We start from the raw sequence: 20,642 nt of genomic DNA, 5'->3' as shown, positions 1-20,642 counted from the left end.
GCGCCACCGGCACCGGGTCCGGTGTGGCTGGCCGGCCTACGACGGCGACGGGCGCGGCCCCCGAGGGGGTCGCGCCCGTCGGCGCGGGGGCGGCCGTCAGCCGGCCAGGCGGGCCAGTTCCTCGTCGACGATCGACGGGTCGAGCTTGCGGAAGACCGGCTTGGGCGCGGCCAGCGGCCGGCCGGCCTGAAGCGGTACGGACTCCCAGCGCGCGCCGACGCGGTAGTCGCCGGTGAGCACCGGGTAGGCGGGCCCGCCGTCGAGGTCCTCGACCTCCTCGATCACCGGCATCGGGGCGTGTACGCCGGTGCCGCCGAGCAGCTCGTGCACCTTCTGCGCGGAGTGCGGCAGGAACGGGGTGAGCAGCGTGTTGGCGTCGCTGACCACCTGGAGGGCGACGTGCAGGATGGTGCCCATCCGCGGCTTGTCGTCCTCGCCCTTGAGTTTCCACGGCGCCTGCTCGGAGAGGTACCGGTTGGCCTCGGCGACCACCCGCATCGCCTCGCCGATGGCCTGCTTCTGCCGGTGCCGGGCGATCAGGTCACCGACGGTGGCGAAGCCGGCCCGGGCGACGGCGAGCAGCGCCTCGTCGGCCTCGGTGAGGCCGGCCGGGTCGACGGGCGGGATCGCGCCGAAGTTCTTGGCCGCCATGGAGACGGACCGGTTGACCAGGTTGCCCCAGCCGGCGACCAGCTCGTCGTTGTTGCGGCGGAGGAACTCGGCCCAGGTGAAGTCGGTGTCGTTGCTCTCCGGGCCGGCGGCGGCGATGAAGTAGCGCAGCGCGTCGGCGTCGTAGCGCTCCAGGAAGTCGCGGACGTAGATGACGACCCGGCGCGACGAGGAGAACTTCTTCCCCTCCATGGTCAGGTATTCGCTGGAGACCACCTCGGTGGGCAGGTTGAGCCGGCCGAGCCGGCCCGGCTCGCCGTCGCGGCTGCCCTCGCCGGAGTAGCCGGAGAGCAGCGCCGGCCAGATCACCGAGTGGAAGACGATGTTGTCCTTGCCCATGAAGTAGTAGCCGCCGGCGTCACCGCCGACTCCGTCGGCGGACCACCACCTGCGCCAGGCCTCCGGGTCGCCGGAGCGGCGGGCCCACTCGATCGAGGCGGACAGGTAGCCGATCACCGCGTCGAACCAGACGTAGATCCGCTTGTCGGGGCGGTCCCGCCAGCCGTCGAGCGGGATCGGCACGCCCCACTCCAGGTCGCGGGTGATGGCCCGGGGCTGGAGGTCGTCGAGCAGGTTCTTCGAGAAGCGCAGCACGTTGGGCCGCCAGCCCTCGCGGGTGTCGAGCCACTGCCGCAGCACGTCCGCCAGGGCGGGCAGGTCGAGGAAGAAGTGCTCGGTCTCGACGAACTTCGGGGTCTCGCCGTTGATCCGCGACTTCGGGTCGATCAGGTCGACCGGGTCGAGCTGGTTGCCGCAGTTGTCGCACTGGTCGCCGCGGGCGCTGTCGTAGCCGCAGATCGGGCAGGTGCCCTCGATGTAGCGGTCGGGCAGCGTCCGGCCGGTGGACGGGGAGATCGCCCCCATGGTGGTCTTCGGGACGATGTAGCCGTTGCGGTGCATCCCCTCGAACAGCTCCTGCACCACCGCGTAGTGGTTGCGGGTGGTGGTGCGGGTGAACAGGTCGTAGGAGAGCCCGAGGCCGTGCAGGTCCTCCACGATCACCCGGTTGTAGCGGTCGGCCAGCTCGCGCGGGGTGACCCCGTCGGCGTCCGCCTGCACCTGGATGGGGGTGCCGTGCTCGTCGGTGCCCGAGACCATGAGCACGTCGTGCCCGGCCATCCGCATGTACCGGCTGAAGACGTCGGAGGGAACGCCGAAACCGGAGACGTGGCCGATGTGGCGCGGGCCGTTGGCGTACGGCCAGGCGACCGCCGCGAGAACGTGACTCATGACCAGCAAGCCTAGTGACCCGCTCCGGACGACCGCGAACCAATAGGGCCGATGGGCCGGTGGCCCGACCGGATCGGGCCCGCCGTCCGCCCGATTTGTCGCCGACACGCGGCCTGAGCTGCCGACCCCGGTCCGGATGGCGGGGTGCAATGGACGCCGTGACTGGCAGACGAGCGGCCCGTGATCACGACGACCGGCCTTCCGGCCCGGGGGACGGCGGCGGGGCGGGTGCTCCGCGCGGCACCCTCGCGCCGCACCCCCGGGTGGTCCCGGCCGTCGCACCGCCGCAGCCGCCCGCCGAGGCCGACGGACCGGTGGCGGCGCCGCCGTCCCCGGCACCCGCCGTCGAGGTGGAGCCCACGACCGGGGCGCCGCTGGACGCCCTGCCGCGCCGGGTCCCCGTCCGGCAGCCGAACCGCTGGCCCCGCCGGGGGCGTTCCCCCGCCGACGGTGCGCCGGGCCGCGACGACGGCGGGCGTACGCCGGACGGCGAGGGCGGTCGACCCGCGCGCGACCGGGACGACGGCGGGCGTACGCCGGACGGCGGGGACGCACCCGACGGCGACGGCGCGTACTGGTTACCGATCGAGCTGGTGCACTGGGACGGCACGCCGATCCGGGACGAGCCGCCCCACGAGCGGCAGCGGTCGACGCGGGACGCCGCCGCGCGGCGGCGGGCCCGGCGCACCCCGCGTCCGCCCGATCCGCTGCCGGGGCTGGCCGCACTGCTGGCGTTGAGCCTGGTCGCGGCGTTCTTCGCCTGGGTCAGCGCCGGTCCGTTCTGGCTGGCGGTGGGGCACGCCACGCGGGGGACGGTGGTGATCGCCGACTGCACCGGGGGCGGGCTGACGCAGCGTTGCAGGGGCAACTTCGCCCCCGCCGACGAGACGTGGACCGCGCACGGCGTACGGGTGAGCGGGGTGGCCGCCGAGCGCACCGCGACCGGCACGACGCTGCCGGCCCGGATGACCGGCCCGGACGGCGGCACCGCGTACGCGGACACCGGCCCGGCCGCGCACCTGCGCTGGCTGCTCGGCCTGCTGGTGGTGCTGGGCTGCGCCGCCGGGATCGCGCGGTGGACGGGGTCGACCCGAATCGCCGATCCCCGCGCCCGCCGCTGGGCGGTGGCCGTCGCCCTGGGTGGCCCGCTGGCGATCACCGCCGGCTTCCTCGTCGCCGCCTGGTGAGGTCCGGGGGTGGTGCCGCCGGGTGCGCCCCCGGGTATACCGGCCGGCGGGCCACCTCACCCCTGTCAGAGGACGGGCGTCGCCCAGTGCAGGCTTCGCCACGGCGGCGCCGGGCGCGTCGAATAGCCCTCGAACCACAGCCAGCCGTACGGCGGGTGCCGCTCGGGGATCTCGCGGATCAGGCGGACGAAGATCGGCTTCGTGAACTGCGGGGACGCGGCGGGGGTCAGGTGGACGACTTCGCCGGCCTTCAGCTTCCGCTCGGGAGGCGGCTTCCGTGCGCTCATCGGCGGCCCACGTCCCAGCGGTCGAGCCAGCGCGAGGCGGGAGCGGCGTTGTTCACGCGCCCCGGCCCCCGGTACGGCGGGACGAAGGGACCGATCGGCCCCGGCACGACCGGGCGGGCCGGTGGCGGGGCAGATGGCGTACCAAAACGGCGGAACGCGTTCAGCAGCGTGGGCTTCTCGGGGCATCCGGCAGCCGGCGGCGCCGGTATCGTGCCGGCATGGGTGCGATCAAGCCGTGGCACATCGCCACGCTGTGCTGTCTCGTTGCGTCCGCCGCGCTCATCGGCGGCTTGGTCTGGTACCTGGTCTCGCGGGCCAACCGCCGCTGAGACGTGAACCTTTGCCGCCGGAACACTGATACCTGAGCGGCATAAAGATACCTGTGTGGTATCGAGACGAGGGACACCACACCGCCAGACCGTCGACGGCCGGCGCGGTCAGTCACGGTTGGTCAAACAGACCGTAATAGTCACCGTCACCTGGCCAAAGGCGTTGGGCGTGGCGCGGGTATGACGACGGCCACCGCGTCACCCCTGCACTGGTCGGTCTGACGACGAGCATCCCAAGCCCGCGTCCGCCGATCCCCGGGACCAGCGCAGACAGGCGAAGTGAGCGGGCGGACTACGCTCCGCGTGGTGGACCTCCAAGCGCAGATCGACGCCGTCACGGTGATGCGTTCGGAGCTGTCGTCGGGGCGTTCGGTGCTCCTGACGGGCGAAGCGGGGTCTGGGCGCACCGCTGTGCTTGAGCAGCTCCGTGGCGAGATGACCGACAGCGGGCGGTCGGTGGTGCTGGTGCGCGGGGCCGATGCGGTCGCTGAGGTGCCCCTGGTCGCCTTTGCCGAGGTCATCGCCGACCATGGGATCGCCGGTGCCGCGCCCTTGGCGATCTACACGAACCTTCCCGTTCGGATTCGGGCGCGGGGGACGATCGTCCTGGTCGACGACGCTGACGCCCTGGATCGCGCATCGGCGGTGCTGCTCGGGCAACTGGCGAGGGCGGGGACTCTGGTGGCGGTCGCGGTGGCCTGTCCCGATGAGCTGCCGAAGTCGGTGCTCGACGAGGTGACCCACGGGCGATGGGGGCGGGTAGATCTTGCTCCGCTGGGCTCCGACGATGTTCTGCGAGTGGCAGCGGAACTGGTCGGCGACGAACTCACCGCACGGTCGGCGGCGATGTTGGTGTCCCTCGCCGAGGGGCATCTGTCGACGGTCGTCGAACAGGTGGCTGCCGCAGGCGTCCTGGGCCGCGGTCCCGGCGGCACCGAGTTGGGCGACCTCGTGGCGACACCAGCGCTGCGTCGACGTGCCGAGGAGGCGACCCGCGGCGTGAGCCCGGAGGCGTACGCCGCGTTGGAGCGCCTCGCCCTGGCACCCGAACTCCCTGCCGGCCTGTTCGCCGGCCCGGTGGTCGCCGACCTGGTGGCGGCGGGCCTGGCCGCTGTCGAGGGCACGTCGATCCGCCAGACCAGGTCGCTGGTGGGCTTGGCGCTGCGGTCGCGGTGGTCGACGTCGGAGCGCGCCGAGCGACTGGGCCAGTTGGCCGATGCCCTGGGTGAATGGCCGGCCTGGACCGGTACGTCGACGCTGATGGCGGTGCGGGCGGGGCGTCCGGTCGGTGACCATCTCCTCCTGGCGGCAGCCGACGTCGCGTTGGCTGGCGCCAGGAGCCAGGAGGTCAGGGAGTTCCTGGACGCCCTTGGCACGTCGTCTCCGCGCGAGCGCCTGTTGCGGGGCGCGGTCGCTGCGGCGGAGGGTGAGATAGCCACGGCGGAAGAGTTCCTGCGCGAGATCGATCTCGCCGCGGTGAGCGACTCCCTGCGGGTACGCATCGGACGGGAGTGGGGGCTCGCCCTGGCCGTACGCGGTGGCGACCCGCAGCGCGCCGTACGTCAGGTCACGGCGGTCCTCTCCACGATCAGCGACCCCGTCGTGGGGCGGGTGCTCGAGACCGATCTCGTCAAGTGGCGCCTCATGGCGGGTGAGCAGTCCCCCGGTGTCGAGGTCTCCCCGACGTCGGACGATCCTCGCGTCCGCCTCAACGAGGCCGTGATCGGTGCCATGCTGGCGAGTCTCGGCCGGCCGGCGTCGGAGGTGCTCGCGTACGTGGACGCCGGTCGGGCCCTGGTGGCCGAGATCGATGAGGTGCCCAGCTCCACCCCTGCTCTCCTGACGTTGTCGGAGTATCTGAGTGTCGCGTTCGACGGTCGGGTCGCCGAGGCGGAGGCCCTTGCGTCGTACCACCGGGACCGGGCGGCACGGGAAGCCGACCCGTCGTTGGGCATGTGGGAGTTCGCCGCGGCAGAACTGGCCCTGCACCGGGGGGACCTGACCCAGGCGGAGGCGTTGGCCAGACGCGCGACCCGGCATCTCGCCTGGCGGGACTTCACTGGCCTTCAGTCAGCTGCTGTCGCGCTGATGGCAGCCGTCAACGCCCGTCGGGGCCGGCTCGGAGCGGCCGAGGACCTGATCGAGGACATCACCGACCTGCACACGGCTGACGTCAAGGTCGCCCTGCACGTGGCCCGCACCCGGGCTGAGCGGGCGCTTCGGTCCCACCGGCGTGACGAGGCCGCCGACCTGCTGTCGGATGCTGGTCGCACCGCGCTCGCGCATGCCCACCTGCACCTCGCGTTGATGGCCCTGGACGAGGCATTCATGCTCGATCCGTCGGACGCCCGCGCCCGCGCCGTCATCGATCAGGGAGGGCTGTCGCCACTTGCGGCTGTGCTTGCCCGCCGCGTCGAAGCAGTTCTCGGGGGTGCCGCGGCCGGGCTCGCTCTCAGCGTCGACGAATTGGACGGGTTGGGCTTCATCGGGCGGGCCGCCCATGCGGCGCACCTGACAGCCCGGATGCACAGCCGAGCCGGCGACCTGGTGACAGCGCAGAAGTGGAGGTCGCGAGCGATCCTGCTCACCACCCGCTGCGGTACGGTCTGGCCGCCCGCGCGCGATGGTGGCGCCTTGTCACCCCGCGAGCTCGACATCGCCCGCCGGGCCGCCCGGCGGGAACGCAGCCGGGAGATCGGGGCAGAGCTGGGTCTTTCGGTACGGACCGTCGAGAACCATCTCGCCCGGATCTATCGCAAGCTCGGCATTGCCGGACGGGACGGCCTCGCCGACGAGGTGCTCGGCGAAAACTCCGTGCAGTGACCGCGTCCCGCTGGCGCGTCACTAGGTAGAAGCTACTCATCGCACGGCGGGCCATTCTGCGCTTTCATGGCCACGGCCGACAGCCGCAGGCTCGCACCGTCCTCCCGGTCGCCTACCCGGTTCTCGCGCCCCGATCCGTGGCCGACAGGGAAGTGACACAGCATGCGCCTCACCGCCGCCCGTATTCTCCGCACCTCCGCAGCCTTCAGCCTCATCCTGGCGATGGCCGCGTGCGACGACGCAGAGTCAGCAGGGACGCCGACGGCTGGCTCCCCCGCTACTCAGGCGCCATCCGCCGCCCCCGCCACCCAGGCGCCATCCGCCTCCGCCGCTGCCGTGGACGACGCCCGTCGACCGGGTTGGGAGGACGCGACCGATCCGGAACGGCGGCTCCAGGGCTGTCTGGTCGGGACGTTCGTCCTGGACCGTGACGCGTGGACCGCCGGCATCACCACGCTCCTGAAGAAGGACCTCTCGTCGGTCAAGGTCGAGGACTCCGGAAAGGTGACCTTCGAACTGAACGCCGACCGGACCTACACGCTGACCGCGGACGACAGCCGCACCATCTCGACCGGAAGCAGCCCCGGTGGCGACATGCGTTGGGTCCTGGGCTTCGACGGCACCGAGTCCGGCACCTGGACGGCGAAGTCGGGCCAACTCGTTCTGAAGACCGGCGCGGGGGGACGCCTCGCGGCCGACAACGAGATCTCCATGGACGGCCAGCAGCTTCCGACCAACGCCTTGCCCGTCAGCGGGACCCCGTGGTCGCAGACGCTGACCACGAAGTGCGATGCCGACGGCTTCGTCGCGGTCCCGGCGGATGAACCGTCCGCCGTGAAGATCGTCCTCACGCGCCTCGGCTGACCGTCAGCCGGCCCTCACGGCGTTCGCCGCCCCGCCGGCACCCCGATCCCCGATCGACCCCTGACCTCGACATCGCCCGTACTGGAAGGCACATAATGAGAACCTCGCCTCGATGGCTGGCCGGCTGCGGCCTGGCAGCCGTCGCCACGCTGCTCCTGACAGCCTGCGGTGACGACTCACCGCCCGCTGACGCCCGCGCCGGAAGCACGTCCTCGACGTCGGAGTCGGCACCGTCCGGGTCGTCGGCCCCGGGTGCGACCCCGGAGATCAAATCCGACCTCGACAAACTCGGCTTCGCGATCAAGACCGCACTCGGCGAGGGCACGACCTACGGCGTGGACGGCTCGAAACTCCGCGTGAAGATCAACGACAATTTCACGCAGTTCCTGTCCACCGAGTGCACGTCGGTGGAGCTGGCTGCGAGCTCGGTGACGTTGCCGCCCGACTCCGTGGTCGAGATCGAGTATGCCGACGGCCACGTGGAGGTCTGCGATGTCTGAGCGTGGGGCGCGGCGACGGATGGCTTGTGCGGGAGGCGTCGCGCTGGTCCTCCTGGTGACCGGGTGTGACTCCGCTGGCGCCGGTGACGGTGCCGGGAAAGCACCGGCTACCTCCGCGAGCAGCGGGGACACCGCTCCCGCGAGCGGTGGCGACACCGCTGAGGTCAACGGCCGCGGTGTTGAGCTGCCGGCGAGCTACCCCGTCGACGAGGTCCCCCTCGTGGCGGGCACCCTCGTCTCGGCGGATGTGATTCCGGGCAGGGGCTGGAACGTGGTCCTGACCCCGCAGACGCCGCTGGACAAGGTGGCCGACGAGGCCGGCGCGTTGGTGAAGGCGAAGGGGTTCACGCAGCGTACGCAGGCCCGCTCGAAGCCCGACAACCGCGGCTACCGCAGCGACAAGTACGACATCTTCATCAATCGCCAGGACGCGGACGGCACGGTGTCGTACACGGTCCTCACGCGCTGACCACCTCGCCACGTCGGCAGGCACCTCGCCGGGTGCCGACCCCCGTGTCGGCACCCGCCCGTCAGGCGTGCACGACGGTGTAGACGTCGCGGCGGCGCAGCGCGTACTCGGTGGCGACCTCGGTGATCGCGTCCCGGCGGGACAGCCCGGCGGCCTCGCGGGCGGCGACGGCGGCCCGCAGCGTGTCGTCGTCGGGCCGCTCGGGGGCCGAATCGGGCGCGCCGGCGACGACGAGGGTGATCTCGCCGCGCGGCTCCCCCTCGGTCGCCCAGTCGGCCAGCTCGCCGAGCGGGCGGCGGACGACCTCCTCGTACGTCTTGGTCAGTTCGCGGCAGAGCGCGGCGGGCCGGTCGGCGCCGAACGTGGCGGCCAGGTCGGCCAGTGCGGCGGCGATGCGGTGCGGCGCCTCGAAGAAGACCAGCGTCCGTTCCTCGGCGGCGAGGGCCCGCAGCCGGGACCGGCGGGCACCGCCGGTGCGCGGCAGGAATCCCTCGAAGCAGAACCGGTCGCAGGGCAGGCCCGACAGGGCCAGGGCGGTGGTGACCGCGCTCGGGCCGGGCGCGGCGGTGACCGGCACGCCGGCGTCCAGGGCGGCGGTGACCAGCCGGTAGCCCGGGTCGGAGACGCTCGGCATGCCGCCGTCGGTGACCAGGGCCACCACGTAGCCGGCGGCCAGCACGTCGACCAGCTCGGGGGTACGCCGTTCCTCGTTGCCCTCGAAGTAGGAGACGATCCGGCCGCCGACGGTGACGTCGAGGTCCCGGGCCAGCCGGTTGAGCCGGCGGGTGTCCTCGGCGGCCACCACGTCCGCGGCGGCGAGCACCTCCCGGAACCGGGCGGAGGCGTCGGCGGGGTTGCCGAGCGGTGCGCCGAGCAGGACCAGGCGCCCGCTTTCGGACATTTCACCCACGAGATGCAGCTCCTTCATCGACGGTGTCACCAGTATCGGAGACGACGGGCGCCACCGGGCACCTTCGCAGCCTACGATCGCCGGGTGACGAGTGCGTCGACAGCACAGAGCGCGGGCCAGGCGGAGCCGGATCCCACGGATGGTGGCCCATCCCAGGGGCCGTCGACAGCGACCGGCGGAGTTCCCGGCGTGGTCCGGCGGCGGCTGGCCACGGTCGAGGCCGGGCTGGACGGGCGTTCCTGGGTGGCCACGGGCGTGATCGTCGCGATCGCGGCGATCCTGCGCTTCGTCGGCCTGAGCAGACCGCCGGGCAAGATGTTCGACGAGATCTACTACGCGCGGGACGCCTGGGGGCTGGTCGACAAGGGCGTCGAGTGGAACTACAAGGACGGTGGCCCGTCCTACGTGGTCCATCCGCCGCTCGGCAAGTGGCTGATCGGGCTCGGCGAGTGGGCCTTCGGCTACTCCGACGCCGAGCACGGCATCTCCGTGCCGGGGCAGCTGGTGACGACCGCACCCGAGTTCGGCTGGCGGGTCTCGGCGGCGGTCGTCGGCACCCTGTCGGTGCTGCTGCTGGTCCGCATCGGCCGGCGGATGTTCCGCTCGACCGTGCTCGGCTGCGCCGCCGGCCTGCTGCTCGCGCTGGACGGCTTCCACCTGGTGCTGTCGCGCACCGCCCTGCTCGACATCTTCCTGCTCTTCTTCGTGCTGGCCACGTTCGGCGCCCTGGTGCTCGACCGGGACGCGCGGCGCCGCCGGTGGGACCGGGCGTTGGAGGCCGGCCTGGACCCGGGCCGGCCGGGGCGGGCCGGTCGGCCGGCGGGCGGCTGGCGGAACTGGCCGTGGTGGCGGCTCGCCGCCGGGGTCCTGTTCGGCGGCGCCTGCGCGGTGAAATGGAGCGCGCTCTACTTCCTGCCGGTCTTCGCGCTGCTGGTGATCCTGTGGGAGGTCGGCGTCCGCCGCTCCGCCGGCGTACGCCGGCCGTGGCGCGACACGCTTCTCGACGAGGTGCCGTGGCTGGTGCTGGCCGGGGTGCTGATGGTGCTCACCTACGTCGCCACCTGGTCCGGCTGGCTGCTCGGCGACGAGGGCTACTACCGGCTCGCCGAGCGGTACCCCAACGCCCCGCTGAGTGACGCCCCCGTGTTCGGGGCGCTGAACAACCTGATCGAATACCACAAGGCCGCGTACGGCTTCCACACCGGGCTCGACGATTCGCACAAGTACCAGTCGTGGCCGTGGCAGTGGCTGCTGCTCGGCCGGCCGGTCGCCTTCCACTGGTCCGGCGAAGGGACCTGCGGGGCGCCGAGCTGCGCCTCCGAGGTCCTGCTGCTCGGCACTCCCCTGCTCTGGTGGTCGTTCCTGCCCGCCCTGGTGGCACTGGCCTGGCTGGGCCTGGCCCGGCGGGACTGGCGGGCGTGGGCGATCCTGCTCGTCGTGGCGGCCGGCCTGCTGCCCTGGTTCTGGTTCGCGCTCGACGGCCGGACGATGTTCTCCTTCTACACCGCGCCGATCGTGCCGTTCCTGGTGCTGGCGGTGACCTACGTGCTCGGCGCGATCGTGACACCGGCCGGCCCACCGGGAGCCGCCTCCACCCAGCCGGGCGACGCCGGTTCCGCCCGCACGGGCGAGGAGTCGGCCGAGGTTCGCGACCGCAGGCTCGTCGGCGGGGTGATCGCCGGAGCGTACGTCCTGCTGGTCGCGCTCTGCTTCGCGTACTTCTATCCGATCTTCGTCGGGACGCTGCTGCCGTACGCGGAGTGGTCGGCGCGGATGTGGCTGGACGGCCGCTGGATCTGACGGACGGCAGGGCACCCGCCCCGTCCCGCCCACCGGCGGCGGTCGGCCGTGGCCTGGCTGGACATCGCCGCCCGGCCCGGGAGCACGCACCGCAGCCACCCAGCCGGCGCGGCGGGCGCGCGGAGAACGGGCCCGCACGCGGCGGCGTGCGGGCCCGTTCGACGTATAAGCGCGCCCCGATCGCCTGCCACGGGGGAAGCGGGCGATTGGGGCGCGCATCAAGAGCTTAACCACCCCGTACCACTGGCACAACGGGTCGACTTCGGTCAGATTTCCGACCTACGCGACTCCGAACGGATGGTCTACATCCGACATCTACGGTCCGTCATCCTGCGCAAACGGTACGGATCGGCTTCGACTGCGGGCCCGAAGTCTGCCACCACTCGCCGCTGACGGGATTCCCAGCAGCAGCGAGTTCCCGTAACGTATCGATCGAGTTGGTTCTCCGGTCATCTCGGGTCCGGCCTGTCGGCACCCCGGCCGGTTGCACTGTCGGCCAGTCCCCGATCGATCGGACGGAGTTCGCGATGACCCGTACCCTCCGCTGGGCCGGCGGCCTGCTGGCCACCGTCACCGCCGCCACCCTCGGCCTGTCCGCCCCCGCCCGGGCGGCCACCGTCTCGGTGCCGCTGCGCACCCTCGTCGCCGACCTGCCGGTGGCCACCGAGAACCGCACCGGCTACTCCCGCAGCCTGTTCCCGCACTGGACCGACGCGGACTCCGACGGCTGCAACACCCGGTACGAGGTGCTCATCGCCGAGGCCACCACCCGCCCCACCGTGGGCTCCGGGTGCCAGCTCACCGGCGGACGCTGGCGCTCCTACTACGACGGGGCCTACTGGACCAACCCGTCCGACCTGGACATCGACCACATGGTTCCGCTGGCCGAGGCGTGGGACTCGGGCGCCCGCAACTGGAGCACGTCGCGGCGGCAGGCGTTCGCCAACGACCTCGGCGACGTCCGGTCGCTGGTCGCGGTGACCGACAACGTCAACCAGGCCAAGGGCGACCAGGACCCGGCGACCTGGCAGCCGACCAACGAGAAGTGCCGGTACGTCGGCGAGTGGGTGGCGGTGAAGACCCGCTGGCGGCTGAGCGTCGACAGCGCCGAGAAGAGCGCCCTGACCAGCCGGGCCAGTTCCTGCACGAACATCACGATCACGGTGACGCACGCGTACTGACCGGGCGCCGGGAGCGGCCGGCAGTGGATGGCCGCCGACCGTCGGCGACGCCCTGTCAGCGCCGCGGGACGCTCCGGTGTCAGCGGTCCGGTACGTTCACCGACCATGGCCCTCGCGACGCCGACCGTGGACCGGGCGCCGGCCCGGCGGCCGGGTCGACACCTGCCGCCGCACGACGCCGGGCGGGCGAGCGTGCGGGCGTACCCGTCAGGAGGCGGCGATGCGTGACCTGCTGCCGCCGGCCGTGGCGGTTGCCGTGGCCGGCGCGTCGGACTGGACGGCCGAGCTGCTGCCGGCCGAGCGGGCCTGCCTGGGCGAACGCGCGGTGGAGAGCCGCCGCCGCGACTTCACCGCCGGGCGGGCCTGCGCCCGCCGGGCGATGGCCGCCCTCGGCGTGCCCCCGGTCGCGGTGCCGTCGGCCGCCGACCGGTCGCCGGTCTGGCCGGCCGGCGTGGTCGGCGCGATCACCCACACCGAGGGCTACTGCGCGGCCGTCGCGGCCCGCGCCGGCGAGATCCGGTCGGTCGGCATCGACGCCGAGGGGCACCGCGAGCTCAACGCGGGCGTACGCCGGCTGATCTGCCTGCCGGAGGAGGAGGACCGGTGCGCCCGCCTGCCGGCGGGGACCTCCTGGCCGGCGGTGGTGTTCAGCGTCAAGGAGACGGTCTACAAGGTGTGGCACCCGCTCGTCGGCACGTGGCTCGACTTCCGCGACGCCCTCGTGGAGCTCGACCCGGACGCCGGCACGTTCACCGCCCGCATCTCGCCGGCGCGGCGCGACGCCGCCCCGGTGCCCGATCCGCCCGCGCTGGTCACGGGCCGCTTCAGCGTCGACGAGGCCCTGGTCCGCACCGCCGCCGTGCTGCTGCCCGGTTGACCCGTACGAAGGGGCACCGGTCGACCCGGGCGCGGATTCCGAACCGGGGACAGCGCGGCGCTGCCGCGGAGGCGAAGATGGTCCGTCGTCCGCGCACGGTAGCGTCAGCCGCGTTTGCCGTCGTCGTCAGGTGTGCCTAGGAGTACGGTGAGTCACCCCCCGCCCCCTTACGGGCCTCAGGATCCGAACCAACCGAACCCGGAGCAGCAGCCGTACCCGCCGGCCCCGCAGTTCCCCGCGGAGCAGGGCGGCCACCCGCCGCAGCCGCCGACCGGCGACCCGTGGGCCGCCCCGCACCAGCCGACCTCGGGCACGCCGTACCCGCCGGTGTCCGGCACGCCCGGCTACCCGCCGCCCGGCTACCCGCCGCCTGGTGCGCCCGGCTACCCGCCGCCCGGCTACCCGCCGCCCGGCGCGCCCGGTTACCCGCCCGGTGCGCCGTATCCGGTCGCCCCGCCGAAGAAGAACAAGACCGTCCTGATCGTCGTGGCCGTGGTGGCCGTGCTGGCCCTGCTCTGCTGCGTCGGCGGCGTCGTCGCGCTCATGGTCGGCGCCAACAGGGCGGCGGACGACCTGAAGAGGGCCCTGCCCACTCCGGGAATCACGGACCCGGCACCGGACGGCCCGTCCCCGTCGGCGAAGGACGGCGAGACCTTCAACCTCAGGCCCGGCGCCACCCTGGTGGTCTCCGACGACGAGGGGACCATGGAGATCACGGTCACCCGGTTCACCACGGAGACCAAGGGATGCCGGACGTACGCCCCCGCGCCGGACAAGGGCATGTACCTGATCGCCCACGTCACCGCGACGGTGACCAAGGGCAAGAGCTCCATCAACCCGTTCTACTTCAAGTGGGTGGCCGCCAACGGCACCACGGCCAACGGCCTGGCGGGCGTGCTCTCCGGCTGCGGCGACACGTTGGACTCCGGCAACAACCTGCGCGCGGGCAGCAAGCGGGCGGGCACGGTGGTGTTCGACGTGGCCGACAAGAACGGCACGCTGGAATACCAGCACAGGTTCGAGACCGCGGGCTCCTGGCGGCCGTGATCCGCACCCGTGACGGGAGGCCGGTCCCCTCGGGGCCGGCCTCCCGCGCTCTTCCCGGCCGTCCGCCGGCGGGCCGTCGTCAGCGGCCCTGCTCCAGCAGGTCGGCGACCGTGAGCAGCGGGGTCAGCAGCGACGGCAACAGGGCGGGGTCCTCCAGCCGGCCGCGCCGGTAGGTGATCAGCTCCGCCCCCCGCACGCTCCAGGCCGGCACCGCCCCCGCCAGGTGCGCGGCGATCAGGGTCGGCCCGACCAGCGCCTGCTGCCCCGGCACCGCCGCGGCCACCCGCCACTGCCGGTCGAACTCCTCGTGCCCGGTGGCATAGGTGTCGCTGCCGAACAGCGCGCGGCCCAGTTTCGAGAACGTGTGGCGCGGTCCGACCGCGAGCGCCGGGAACGGCCGCCGCAGCCACACCGAACCGACGACGTACGTGTGGGTCTGCGAGTTGGTCGTCTGGTTGCCGTCGGCGCCGGTCGAGGTGTACGACTCGGTGTACGCGTACTCGGCCACGCAGACGGGGCGGCCGTGCGGCGTCCCGGTCAGCGCGAACCGCACGCCCCGGCGGCTGCGGCCCGGCACCCGGTCGGTCCAGGTGATCTCGGGCCGCTCGGTGAAGGTCCAGCCGTGCCGGGCGGCCCACTGCCGCCAGTCCTCCCGCCGCTCCCGTTCCCGCCGGTGGGCCGCCACGACCAGCGCGACGAGGCCCGCACCGAGGAGGACGGCGACGGCCGCGCAGCCGCCCATCCAGAACACGCTCCCCATCCGCTCCACGGGCGGCAGCGTAGTGACCGGCCACACGTCCGCCGGGCCTCGGGACGGTCGCGGACCCGGATGCCGGCCTCCGTTGCGGGGTTCTTCCGACGCCACGCCTCACGGTCGTCACCCCGTGTCGTCGTGACCCCTGTCGACCCACTGATCGCACCCCAGTCGTCCAGGTATTCATTGATCCACATCTGGTGCGCTGTTTAGCTCCCCACGGCACCGTCAACCACGACGAGGCTGATTTCTGCTGACGTACCAGGAAGAGTCCAGAATGAACAGAGTGACGACGGTGCTACGCCGGATCGGCGCGACCGTGAGCGCCCTGCTGATGGTTGCCGGGGCCGCGGTCGTCGGGGCCAGCCCTGCCTCCGCCGCGAACTACTACTACGAGCTGCCGTACCCGGCGGGCGAGTCCTACCGGGTCACCCAGGGGCCGGAGGGCACCTACTCGCACGTGGGCCCCTACAACGAGTACGCCTGGGACTTCGGGCTGCCGGCGAACTACGAGGTCTCCGCCTCGCAGGCGGGCACCATCATCATGTCGAACTGGTCGCCGTACTGGCAGAACGGCATCGAGGTGATCATCCGGCACTCGAACGGCCAGTGCACCCACTACGCGCACCTGAACCGGGCGATCTACAACGCCGGCACGTGGGTGCCGCAGGGCCGCGTCATCGGCTGGTCGGGCAACACCGGCGCGTCCACCGGCCCGCACCTGCACTTCCAGGTCATCAACTGCAACACCCGGGTGGGTATCCCCGCCACCCTCCAGGGCTGGACGCCGTACACCGGCACCTGGCCGGTCAGCGTGAACTACTACGCCTGATCCGGGCTCACTTGCCAGCCGCGCCGATGGGAACCATGCATCGCTACCATCCCGTGATCGATAATCCCATGACCTGATGGAAGCGCTCCCGGCGCGGCGTCTCCGCAGCGGCCGGTCCGGCGCCGGAGGCATCGCGGACGGGGTGCCGGCGCGTGCCGGCACCCCGGTCCACCGGGCACCACCAAATGACGGAGGTAAGTCGGATGACGGTACGGACGGACGACCCGGTCGAGTTGAGCGTGGTCATACCCACCTACCAGGACGCGCAGTGCCTGTCGCTGACGCTGCGGTCGCTGACCCGGCAGACGGTGAGCCCCGAGCGCTTCGAGGTGGTCGTGGTCCGCGACGGCGGTTCCCCCGCCGGGTACGCCGACGCCGTCGAGGCAGCCGCCGGCCTCGACCTCCGCCTGCTGGAGTTCCCCCGGCGGCGGGGACGTTCCGCAGCCCGCAACGAGGCGGTCCGGCACACCCGGGCGCCGCTGCTGCTGTTCCTCGACGCCGACTCGTACGCCTCCCCGCAGTTGCTGGAACGCCACCTGGCCCATCACGCGGTCGCCGGCCGGCCCGCCGTGCTGATGGGCCGGCGCGACGAGCTGAGCCTGGAACACGTCGACGCCGTCCTCGACGGCCGGGAGATGACCGCCGTCCCCCGCCGCCGCGCGGAGCGCTCCGGGGACCTGCGCTTCCCGCACGGCGAGCCGCCGGGGCAGGAGTGGCTCCTGGCGGGCTGGGCGCTGGCCTACACCCACAACATCTCGCTCGCCCGCGAACTGTTCGACCGCACCGGCGGGTTCGACGAACGCTCCGGGCTGCGCTGGGGCCTGGAGGACATCGAGCTGTTCTACCGGGTGCACCGGCACCTCGGCGTCACCGGGTCGAACTTCGCCTACGACGACGAGGCCCGCGCCTTCCACCTCCCGCACCACCGCAACACGGACCGCAACTTCGCCGACTTCGCGGCCAACCGGAGCCTGCTCACGGGGCAGTACCACGTGATCGAGTGGGAGTTCTACGGTCTCCTCGACGTGTACGACTCGCTGGAGCGCATCGTCTACTACCGCGCCGCGGCCACCGACTGCGCACACCGCTCGACGTGCCGCATCGGGCCGGCGTTCGACCGGCTCGCCGACCGGCTGCCCGGCCCCCGCGTGCTGTGGGTGGGCACCGGCAGCGAGCAGGTCGACCTGCCGCCCGGCGCGCTGACCTTCGACTACGCCGCCCCGCCCGGTCCCAGGAACTACCACCTGGTCGGCATGGACCCGCCCATCCCGGCGGGCAGCCTCGACGCGGTGGTCAGCGTCGACTTCTGGCGGTATCTGCGCTGGGACGACCTGTGCCGGTTCGTCAACACCTCCGGACGACTCGCCCGCGAGGTGCACCTGGTCTCGACCGGCGAAGCCGGACCGGTGCCGCTGACCCCCGGGCCGGCGGTGCTGGACTACCTGCGCAGCGCCCTGAGCGACGCGTTCGCCACCGACCTGACCCACGTCGACGGGCTCGGTGACGTGCTGACCCTGCGGTCCCTGACTCCGGCAGCGCGCGCCCGCCCGCACCGGCGATGACATCATCGAGCCATGCCTCTGATCGAAGTGGTACGTGGTGACATCACCCGCGAGGACGTCGACGCCGTCGTCAACGCGGCGAACGAGTCGCTGCTCGGCGGCGGCGGCGTCGACGGGGCCATCCACCGGGCGGCGGGACCGCGGCTGGCGCAGGCGGGCGCCGCCCTGGCGCCGTGCGACCCGGGCGAGGCCGTCGCCACCCCCGCGTTCGACCTCGACCCGCCCGTACGCCACGTCATCCACACGGTCGGTCCGGTGTGGCAGGGCGGCGGTCACGGCGAGTCGGACGTCCTGGCGTCGTGCTACCGGCGCAGTCTCCAGGTCGCCGACGAGATCGGCGCTCGCAGCGTCGCCTTCCCCGCCATCGGCACCGGCGTCTACGGATACCCGTCCGACCAGGCGGCGACGATCGCGGTCACGACCATCAGGGCGACACCCACCGCCGTCGGACACGTCCGCCTGGTCGCCTTCGACGAGGCCACGTACCGGCTCCTGGCAGCAGCCGCGTCGGCCGACTGAGCCGGGCAAGCATGCCAGACGTCTCGCCTCGACTCCGACGTCGGGCAGGACCGCTGACGGGTCAGTCCGGTCGACCTGTTCGGTGACCGCTGCGAAGGCTGAGAAAGGCCGTCTCCGACAAGCGGAAACGGCCTTCAGGATGGGTGGAGTTGAGGGGATTCGAACCCCTAATGCCTTGGGCTGGGTAAAGATCATCCAGAATCGGGCAGATCTGGCTCCTGAACAGGGCTGGAGTCCTCAGCGCTTCTCGACGTCTTACACGGCTTTTCGGGCTCAGTTGTGCCGAATCTGTGCCCGATGATCTTGACTGAACACCGAACTTGATCAAGAAAACGGCCCGCTGGCGAGGCCGAATCCCTTCGTCCCGAAAGAACGGTCAGCGGTCAAGGAACTGGCCGACATGCCCGTTGACCCGCCGAGACAGTCCACCACCGTCCACCGCGTCCACCCTTGATCCTTGCTCTCATCCGTCGTCACCTAGTTAGTCACCCGGGGCACTCGGCGATCGGGGTTGGCGGCGCAGCCTTGCCACCAGCAACCAGCCGGTCAACCCCCATCCGAGCGTGATCAGCGCCAGCGTGGCCAGGTTGCGTACTGCCGCGAGGGGTATCCCCTCACCATAGACAGCCCTTTGCGCTCCCGTATCGCGCGCAGGTACGGCCAAGCCAATTTGGATCCGATCAGGCGGGCTATCAAGCGCCACGTCGGGACGGATGATCGTCTGATCCGTGCTTACAAATGTGCCCCGCCACTGGCGATCGCCGCCTCGCCCGATGACGTGCATCCGCTCAGGCATGAACGTGCCCTCGGTGCCGTGTCCCGTCGCAGCCTGCCACGACGGACGAAGTTCGCCGAACGACTGCCAGATGCCGAGCACAGATAGCGCCCCGAGGGCAATGACCAGCACGCCCACTAGGAGATAACGGCCGGTTTGCCTCACTCCGCTCGCAAATCCTCCCTTTGACATCAGCGCGTAGATCAAGGCGAGCCACGCTGCCAGACACACCAGCAGGGCCAGGGCGGTCATGGCCGAATTGTATGAGCGCAGGGCTCGCACCGACTTGACCCTGACGTCAGGCACGCAACATACTCCGCGCTAACGCCGTCCCGTCTGCCGCCGACCCACACACCGTGGAGCGGGGCCAGGGCCATCTTCTACCTCTCTAAACCCCTACCCCTTTCGGCGGCCTGCTCAGCCTCGATCCACCGATGCGGTTCGTGTTGATCGCTGTTGAATAGATTTGGTTCGATGTGGTTTCGGGGCGGGGTGGATTCGCCGATTACGTGATCGGCTTGCTCCGGGCAGGGTTGTGCTGGGGTGGGGCGGGGTTCGTGGCCTGTGGTCGGGCCGCCTGGTTCCGGTCGGTATGCGGTGGTCAGCCGGGTGCGGTACGGACGGCGGTGAACAGGTTGTCGAACGCGGCCTGCCAGGGCCAGTGCTCGGGTAGGTGCAGGTGGATGGTGCGGGCCCGGTGCGCGAGGCGGGCGGCGACGTTGACGATTCGGGTCCGGATCGTGGTGGTTCGGGCTGTTGTCCAGGCGCTGGCGGCGAGGTGACCGACGGTCCGGGTGAGATTGTGGGCGATGCCGGCGCAGGTCAGCCAGGCGGCGTTGGCGTTGAACCGGCCGGAGGGTAGGTGCGCGAGCGGGCCGGCGATCAGGTCGGCGTTGATCTGCTCGATGACGGCGTGTTGCCGGTGCTGGGCTTCGGCCTGCACGAGGGTGAACGGGCTGTCGGTGAACACCGCGTGATATCGGTAGGCGGACAGGAGTTCTTCCTGGCCGGGGGTTCGAGTCGGGTCGTCGCGGCGGATGCGGCGCACGATCAGCCGGGCGGTCACCTGATGCCGGGTGCCGGCGAACGCGGTGTAGGTGGTCTCGACGATCTGCGCGTCGGAGATCCACCGCCGCTCGTCGTCGTCCCAGACGGCCTGCGGATACCGGATGTCGATCCACTGGTCATCGCCGATGCTGTCGCAGGCGGCGCGGATCTTGGTGTCGATGCGGGTGGTGACCGAGAACCGCACCTGGTGGCGTCGGCAGGTGCTGATGACCGTCTTGGCGTAGAACGCCGAGTCGGCCCGCACCACGATCTCCGATCAGGGTGTCGCGGGCGGCGGCCTGCAACTGCCGCACGTGCCCGTGGGTGAAGGTCCGCAGGAACGACCCCAGCGTCGACGGGGCGTACACGCTACTGAACAGTGACCGCATCCCGCCGTGCCGAGCCACGTCGAGGTCATCGATGCTGTCCGCGCCCGCGAGCATCCCGGCCACGATCGTGGCGACCTTGCCCGCCGGATTCGCGCCCTTGTCCGTCGGCAGGCTCACCCGCCCGGCGACCGCGTCATGCAGACCGGCCTGCTCGGCCAGACGCATCACCGGCACCAGGCCGGCGCAAGACACCAGATTCGCGTCGTCGAACGTCACGGCCGTCACCGGCGCGTCATAGCGTAATCTCACCTGCGAGGTGCCCTCTCGAACCGAGTGATAGAAGCCTGAAGAACTCCTATCCTTCCAGTTCAGAGGGCACTTTCTATATCCGGGGTCCTGCCTGGCCGATCTTCATCGGTGGATCGAGGCTGAGGCAGCCCTGTCCCGCTGGATGCGCAGCCCCGCCTACAAGGAATGGCGGACCCCTGTGTGTCAGGGTGAGTTGAGGCCAGCGGTTCATAGCAAGTCCGCCGAACAGGGCGAGTTCAGGATCGAGAAACGTTGAATACTGCTGTTGGCGTGGTCACGGCCCAGGATGGGGTCATGAGTCGCAAGAAGGGGCCCCGGTCGGATGGTCCACGGGCACGCCGG

17 protein-coding genes and 1 pseudogene are annotated in these 20,642 nt (G+C 71.7%); 12 read left to right on the top strand and 6 right to left on the bottom strand.

The genetic code is table 11. From position 1 onward, the window contains the following. Window positions 1-96 precede the first annotated feature (96 nt). On the bottom strand, window positions 97-1,899 hold the full coding sequence (metG, locus tag KBX06_RS24310; RefSeq protein ID WP_210839007.1) for a methionine--tRNA ligase: 1,803 nt from the start codon (window positions 1,897-1,899) through the stop codon (window positions 97-99). 149 nt (window positions 1,900-2,048) lie between these two features. On the opposite strand from metG, the gene KBX06_RS24305 reads away from it, so the two are divergent. Beyond that, on the top strand, window positions 2,049-3,086 hold the full coding sequence (locus tag KBX06_RS24305) for a hypothetical protein (RefSeq protein ID WP_247686594.1): 1,038 nt from the start codon (window positions 2,049-2,051) through the stop codon (window positions 3,084-3,086). Between the two features lie 65 nt (window positions 3,087-3,151). On the opposite strand, the gene KBX06_RS24300 is transcribed toward KBX06_RS24305, so the two are convergent. Next, window positions 3,152-3,373 carry a hypothetical protein gene (locus KBX06_RS24300; RefSeq protein ID WP_210839005.1) on the bottom strand — a complete coding sequence of 74 codons (222 nt, stop codon included), beginning with the start codon at window positions 3,371-3,373 and terminating at the stop codon, window positions 3,152-3,154. 635 nt (window positions 3,374-4,008) lie between these two features. On the opposite strand from KBX06_RS24300, the gene KBX06_RS28570 reads away from it, so the two are divergent. The 4 genes from KBX06_RS28570 to KBX06_RS24280 all read left to right on the top strand — a co-directional run bounded on the left by KBX06_RS28570 (window position 4,009) and on the right by KBX06_RS24280 (window position 8,358). Continuing rightward, a complete protein-coding gene (locus KBX06_RS28570; protein WP_210839003.1) occupies window positions 4,009-6,525 on the top strand; it encodes a LuxR C-terminal-related transcriptional regulator in 2,517 nt (838 codons plus the stop codon). A 162-nt stretch (window positions 6,526-6,687) separates the two neighbouring features. Continuing rightward, the gene (locus tag KBX06_RS24290; RefSeq protein WP_210839001.1) at window positions 6,688-7,389 is read left to right on the top strand and encodes a hypothetical protein; all 702 of its coding nucleotides are present in this window, start codon (window positions 6,688-6,690) and stop codon (window positions 7,387-7,389) included. 95 nt (window positions 7,390-7,484) lie between these two features. Continuing rightward, window positions 7,485-7,889: a hypothetical protein gene (locus tag KBX06_RS24285; protein WP_210838999.1), complete on the top strand. Its 405-nt coding sequence runs from the start codon at window positions 7,485-7,487 to the stop codon at window positions 7,887-7,889. 220 nt (window positions 7,890-8,109) lie between these two features. Next, window positions 8,110-8,358 carry a hypothetical protein gene (locus tag KBX06_RS24280; RefSeq protein ID WP_210838997.1) on the top strand — a complete coding sequence of 83 codons (249 nt, stop codon included), beginning with the start codon at window positions 8,110-8,112 and terminating at the stop codon, window positions 8,356-8,358. A gap of 61 nt (window positions 8,359-8,419) precedes the next feature. On the opposite strand, the gene rsmI is transcribed toward KBX06_RS24280, so the two are convergent. Continuing rightward, on the bottom strand, window positions 8,420-9,286 hold the full coding sequence (gene rsmI / locus KBX06_RS24275; protein WP_247686593.1) for a 16S rRNA (cytidine(1402)-2'-O)-methyltransferase: 867 nt from the start codon (window positions 9,284-9,286) through the stop codon (window positions 8,420-8,422). Between the two features lie 66 nt (window positions 9,287-9,352). On the opposite strand from rsmI, the gene KBX06_RS24270 reads away from it, so the two are divergent. The 4 genes from KBX06_RS24270 (at window position 9,353) to KBX06_RS28565 (ending at window position 14,173) form a co-directional block, all read left to right on the top strand. After that, window positions 9,353-11,068, top strand: a complete 1,716-nt coding sequence (locus KBX06_RS24270; protein WP_210838993.1) for a dolichyl-phosphate-mannose--protein mannosyltransferase — start codon at window positions 9,353-9,355, stop codon at window positions 11,066-11,068. Between the two features lie 527 nt (window positions 11,069-11,595). Beyond that, window positions 11,596-12,249 (top strand): HNH endonuclease family protein, encoded by a 654-nt coding sequence (locus KBX06_RS24265; RefSeq protein ID WP_210838991.1) that lies wholly within the window; start codon window positions 11,596-11,598, stop codon window positions 12,247-12,249. Between the two features lie 220 nt (window positions 12,250-12,469). Next, window positions 12,470-13,126, top strand: coding sequence for a 4'-phosphopantetheinyl transferase (locus tag KBX06_RS24260; protein ID WP_210838989.1), 657 nt, complete (start codon window positions 12,470-12,472; stop codon window positions 13,124-13,126). 147 nt (window positions 13,127-13,273) lie between these two features. Continuing rightward, complete coding sequence (locus KBX06_RS28565) at window positions 13,274-14,173, top strand: DUF4352 domain-containing protein (protein ID WP_210838987.1); 900 nt, start codon at window positions 13,274-13,276, stop codon at window positions 14,171-14,173. A 79-nt stretch (window positions 14,174-14,252) separates the two neighbouring features. Here the strand turns inward: KBX06_RS28565 and KBX06_RS24250 are convergent, their stop codons facing one another. Beyond that, complete coding sequence (locus KBX06_RS24250) at window positions 14,253-14,942, bottom strand: hypothetical protein (protein WP_210838985.1); 690 nt, start codon at window positions 14,940-14,942, stop codon at window positions 14,253-14,255. 262 nt (window positions 14,943-15,204) lie between these two features. Here KBX06_RS24250 and KBX06_RS24245 point away from each other — a divergent pair, with 262 nt between their 5' ends. The 3 genes from KBX06_RS24245 (at window position 15,205) to KBX06_RS24235 (ending at window position 17,840) form a co-directional block, all read left to right on the top strand. Further along, the gene (locus tag KBX06_RS24245; RefSeq protein WP_210838983.1) at window positions 15,205-15,759 is read left to right on the top strand and encodes a M23 family metallopeptidase; all 555 of its coding nucleotides are present in this window, start codon (window positions 15,205-15,207) and stop codon (window positions 15,757-15,759) included. A gap of 203 nt (window positions 15,760-15,962) precedes the next feature. Then, the gene (locus KBX06_RS24240; protein ID WP_210838981.1) at window positions 15,963-17,321 is read left to right on the top strand and encodes a glycosyltransferase family 2 protein; all 1,359 of its coding nucleotides are present in this window, start codon (window positions 15,963-15,965) and stop codon (window positions 17,319-17,321) included. Window positions 17,322-17,333: 12 nt separating this feature from the next. Then, entirely contained in the window at window positions 17,334-17,840 is a 507-nt protein-coding gene (locus KBX06_RS24235; protein WP_210838979.1) for an O-acetyl-ADP-ribose deacetylase, read from the top strand. A 481-nt stretch (window positions 17,841-18,321) separates the two neighbouring features. Here KBX06_RS24235 and KBX06_RS24230 read toward each other — a convergent pair whose 3' ends face one another. Together KBX06_RS24230 and KBX06_RS24225 are read right to left on the bottom strand one after the other, a co-directional pair. Next, a complete protein-coding gene (locus tag KBX06_RS24230; RefSeq protein WP_210838977.1) occupies window positions 18,322-18,867 on the bottom strand; it encodes a hypothetical protein in 546 nt (181 codons plus the stop codon). A 349-nt stretch (window positions 18,868-19,216) separates the two neighbouring features. Then, window positions 19,217-20,300 (bottom strand): annotated as a pseudogene (locus KBX06_RS24225) (transposase). Window positions 20,301-20,642: the final 342 nt, after the last annotated feature.

Origin of the sequence: Micromonospora sp. C31 (assembly GCF_018070575.1) — a bacterium.
Lineage (GTDB): Bacteria > Actinomycetota > Actinomycetes > Mycobacteriales > Micromonosporaceae > Micromonospora.
This window is presented reverse-complemented; position numbering and strand designations above follow the sequence as displayed.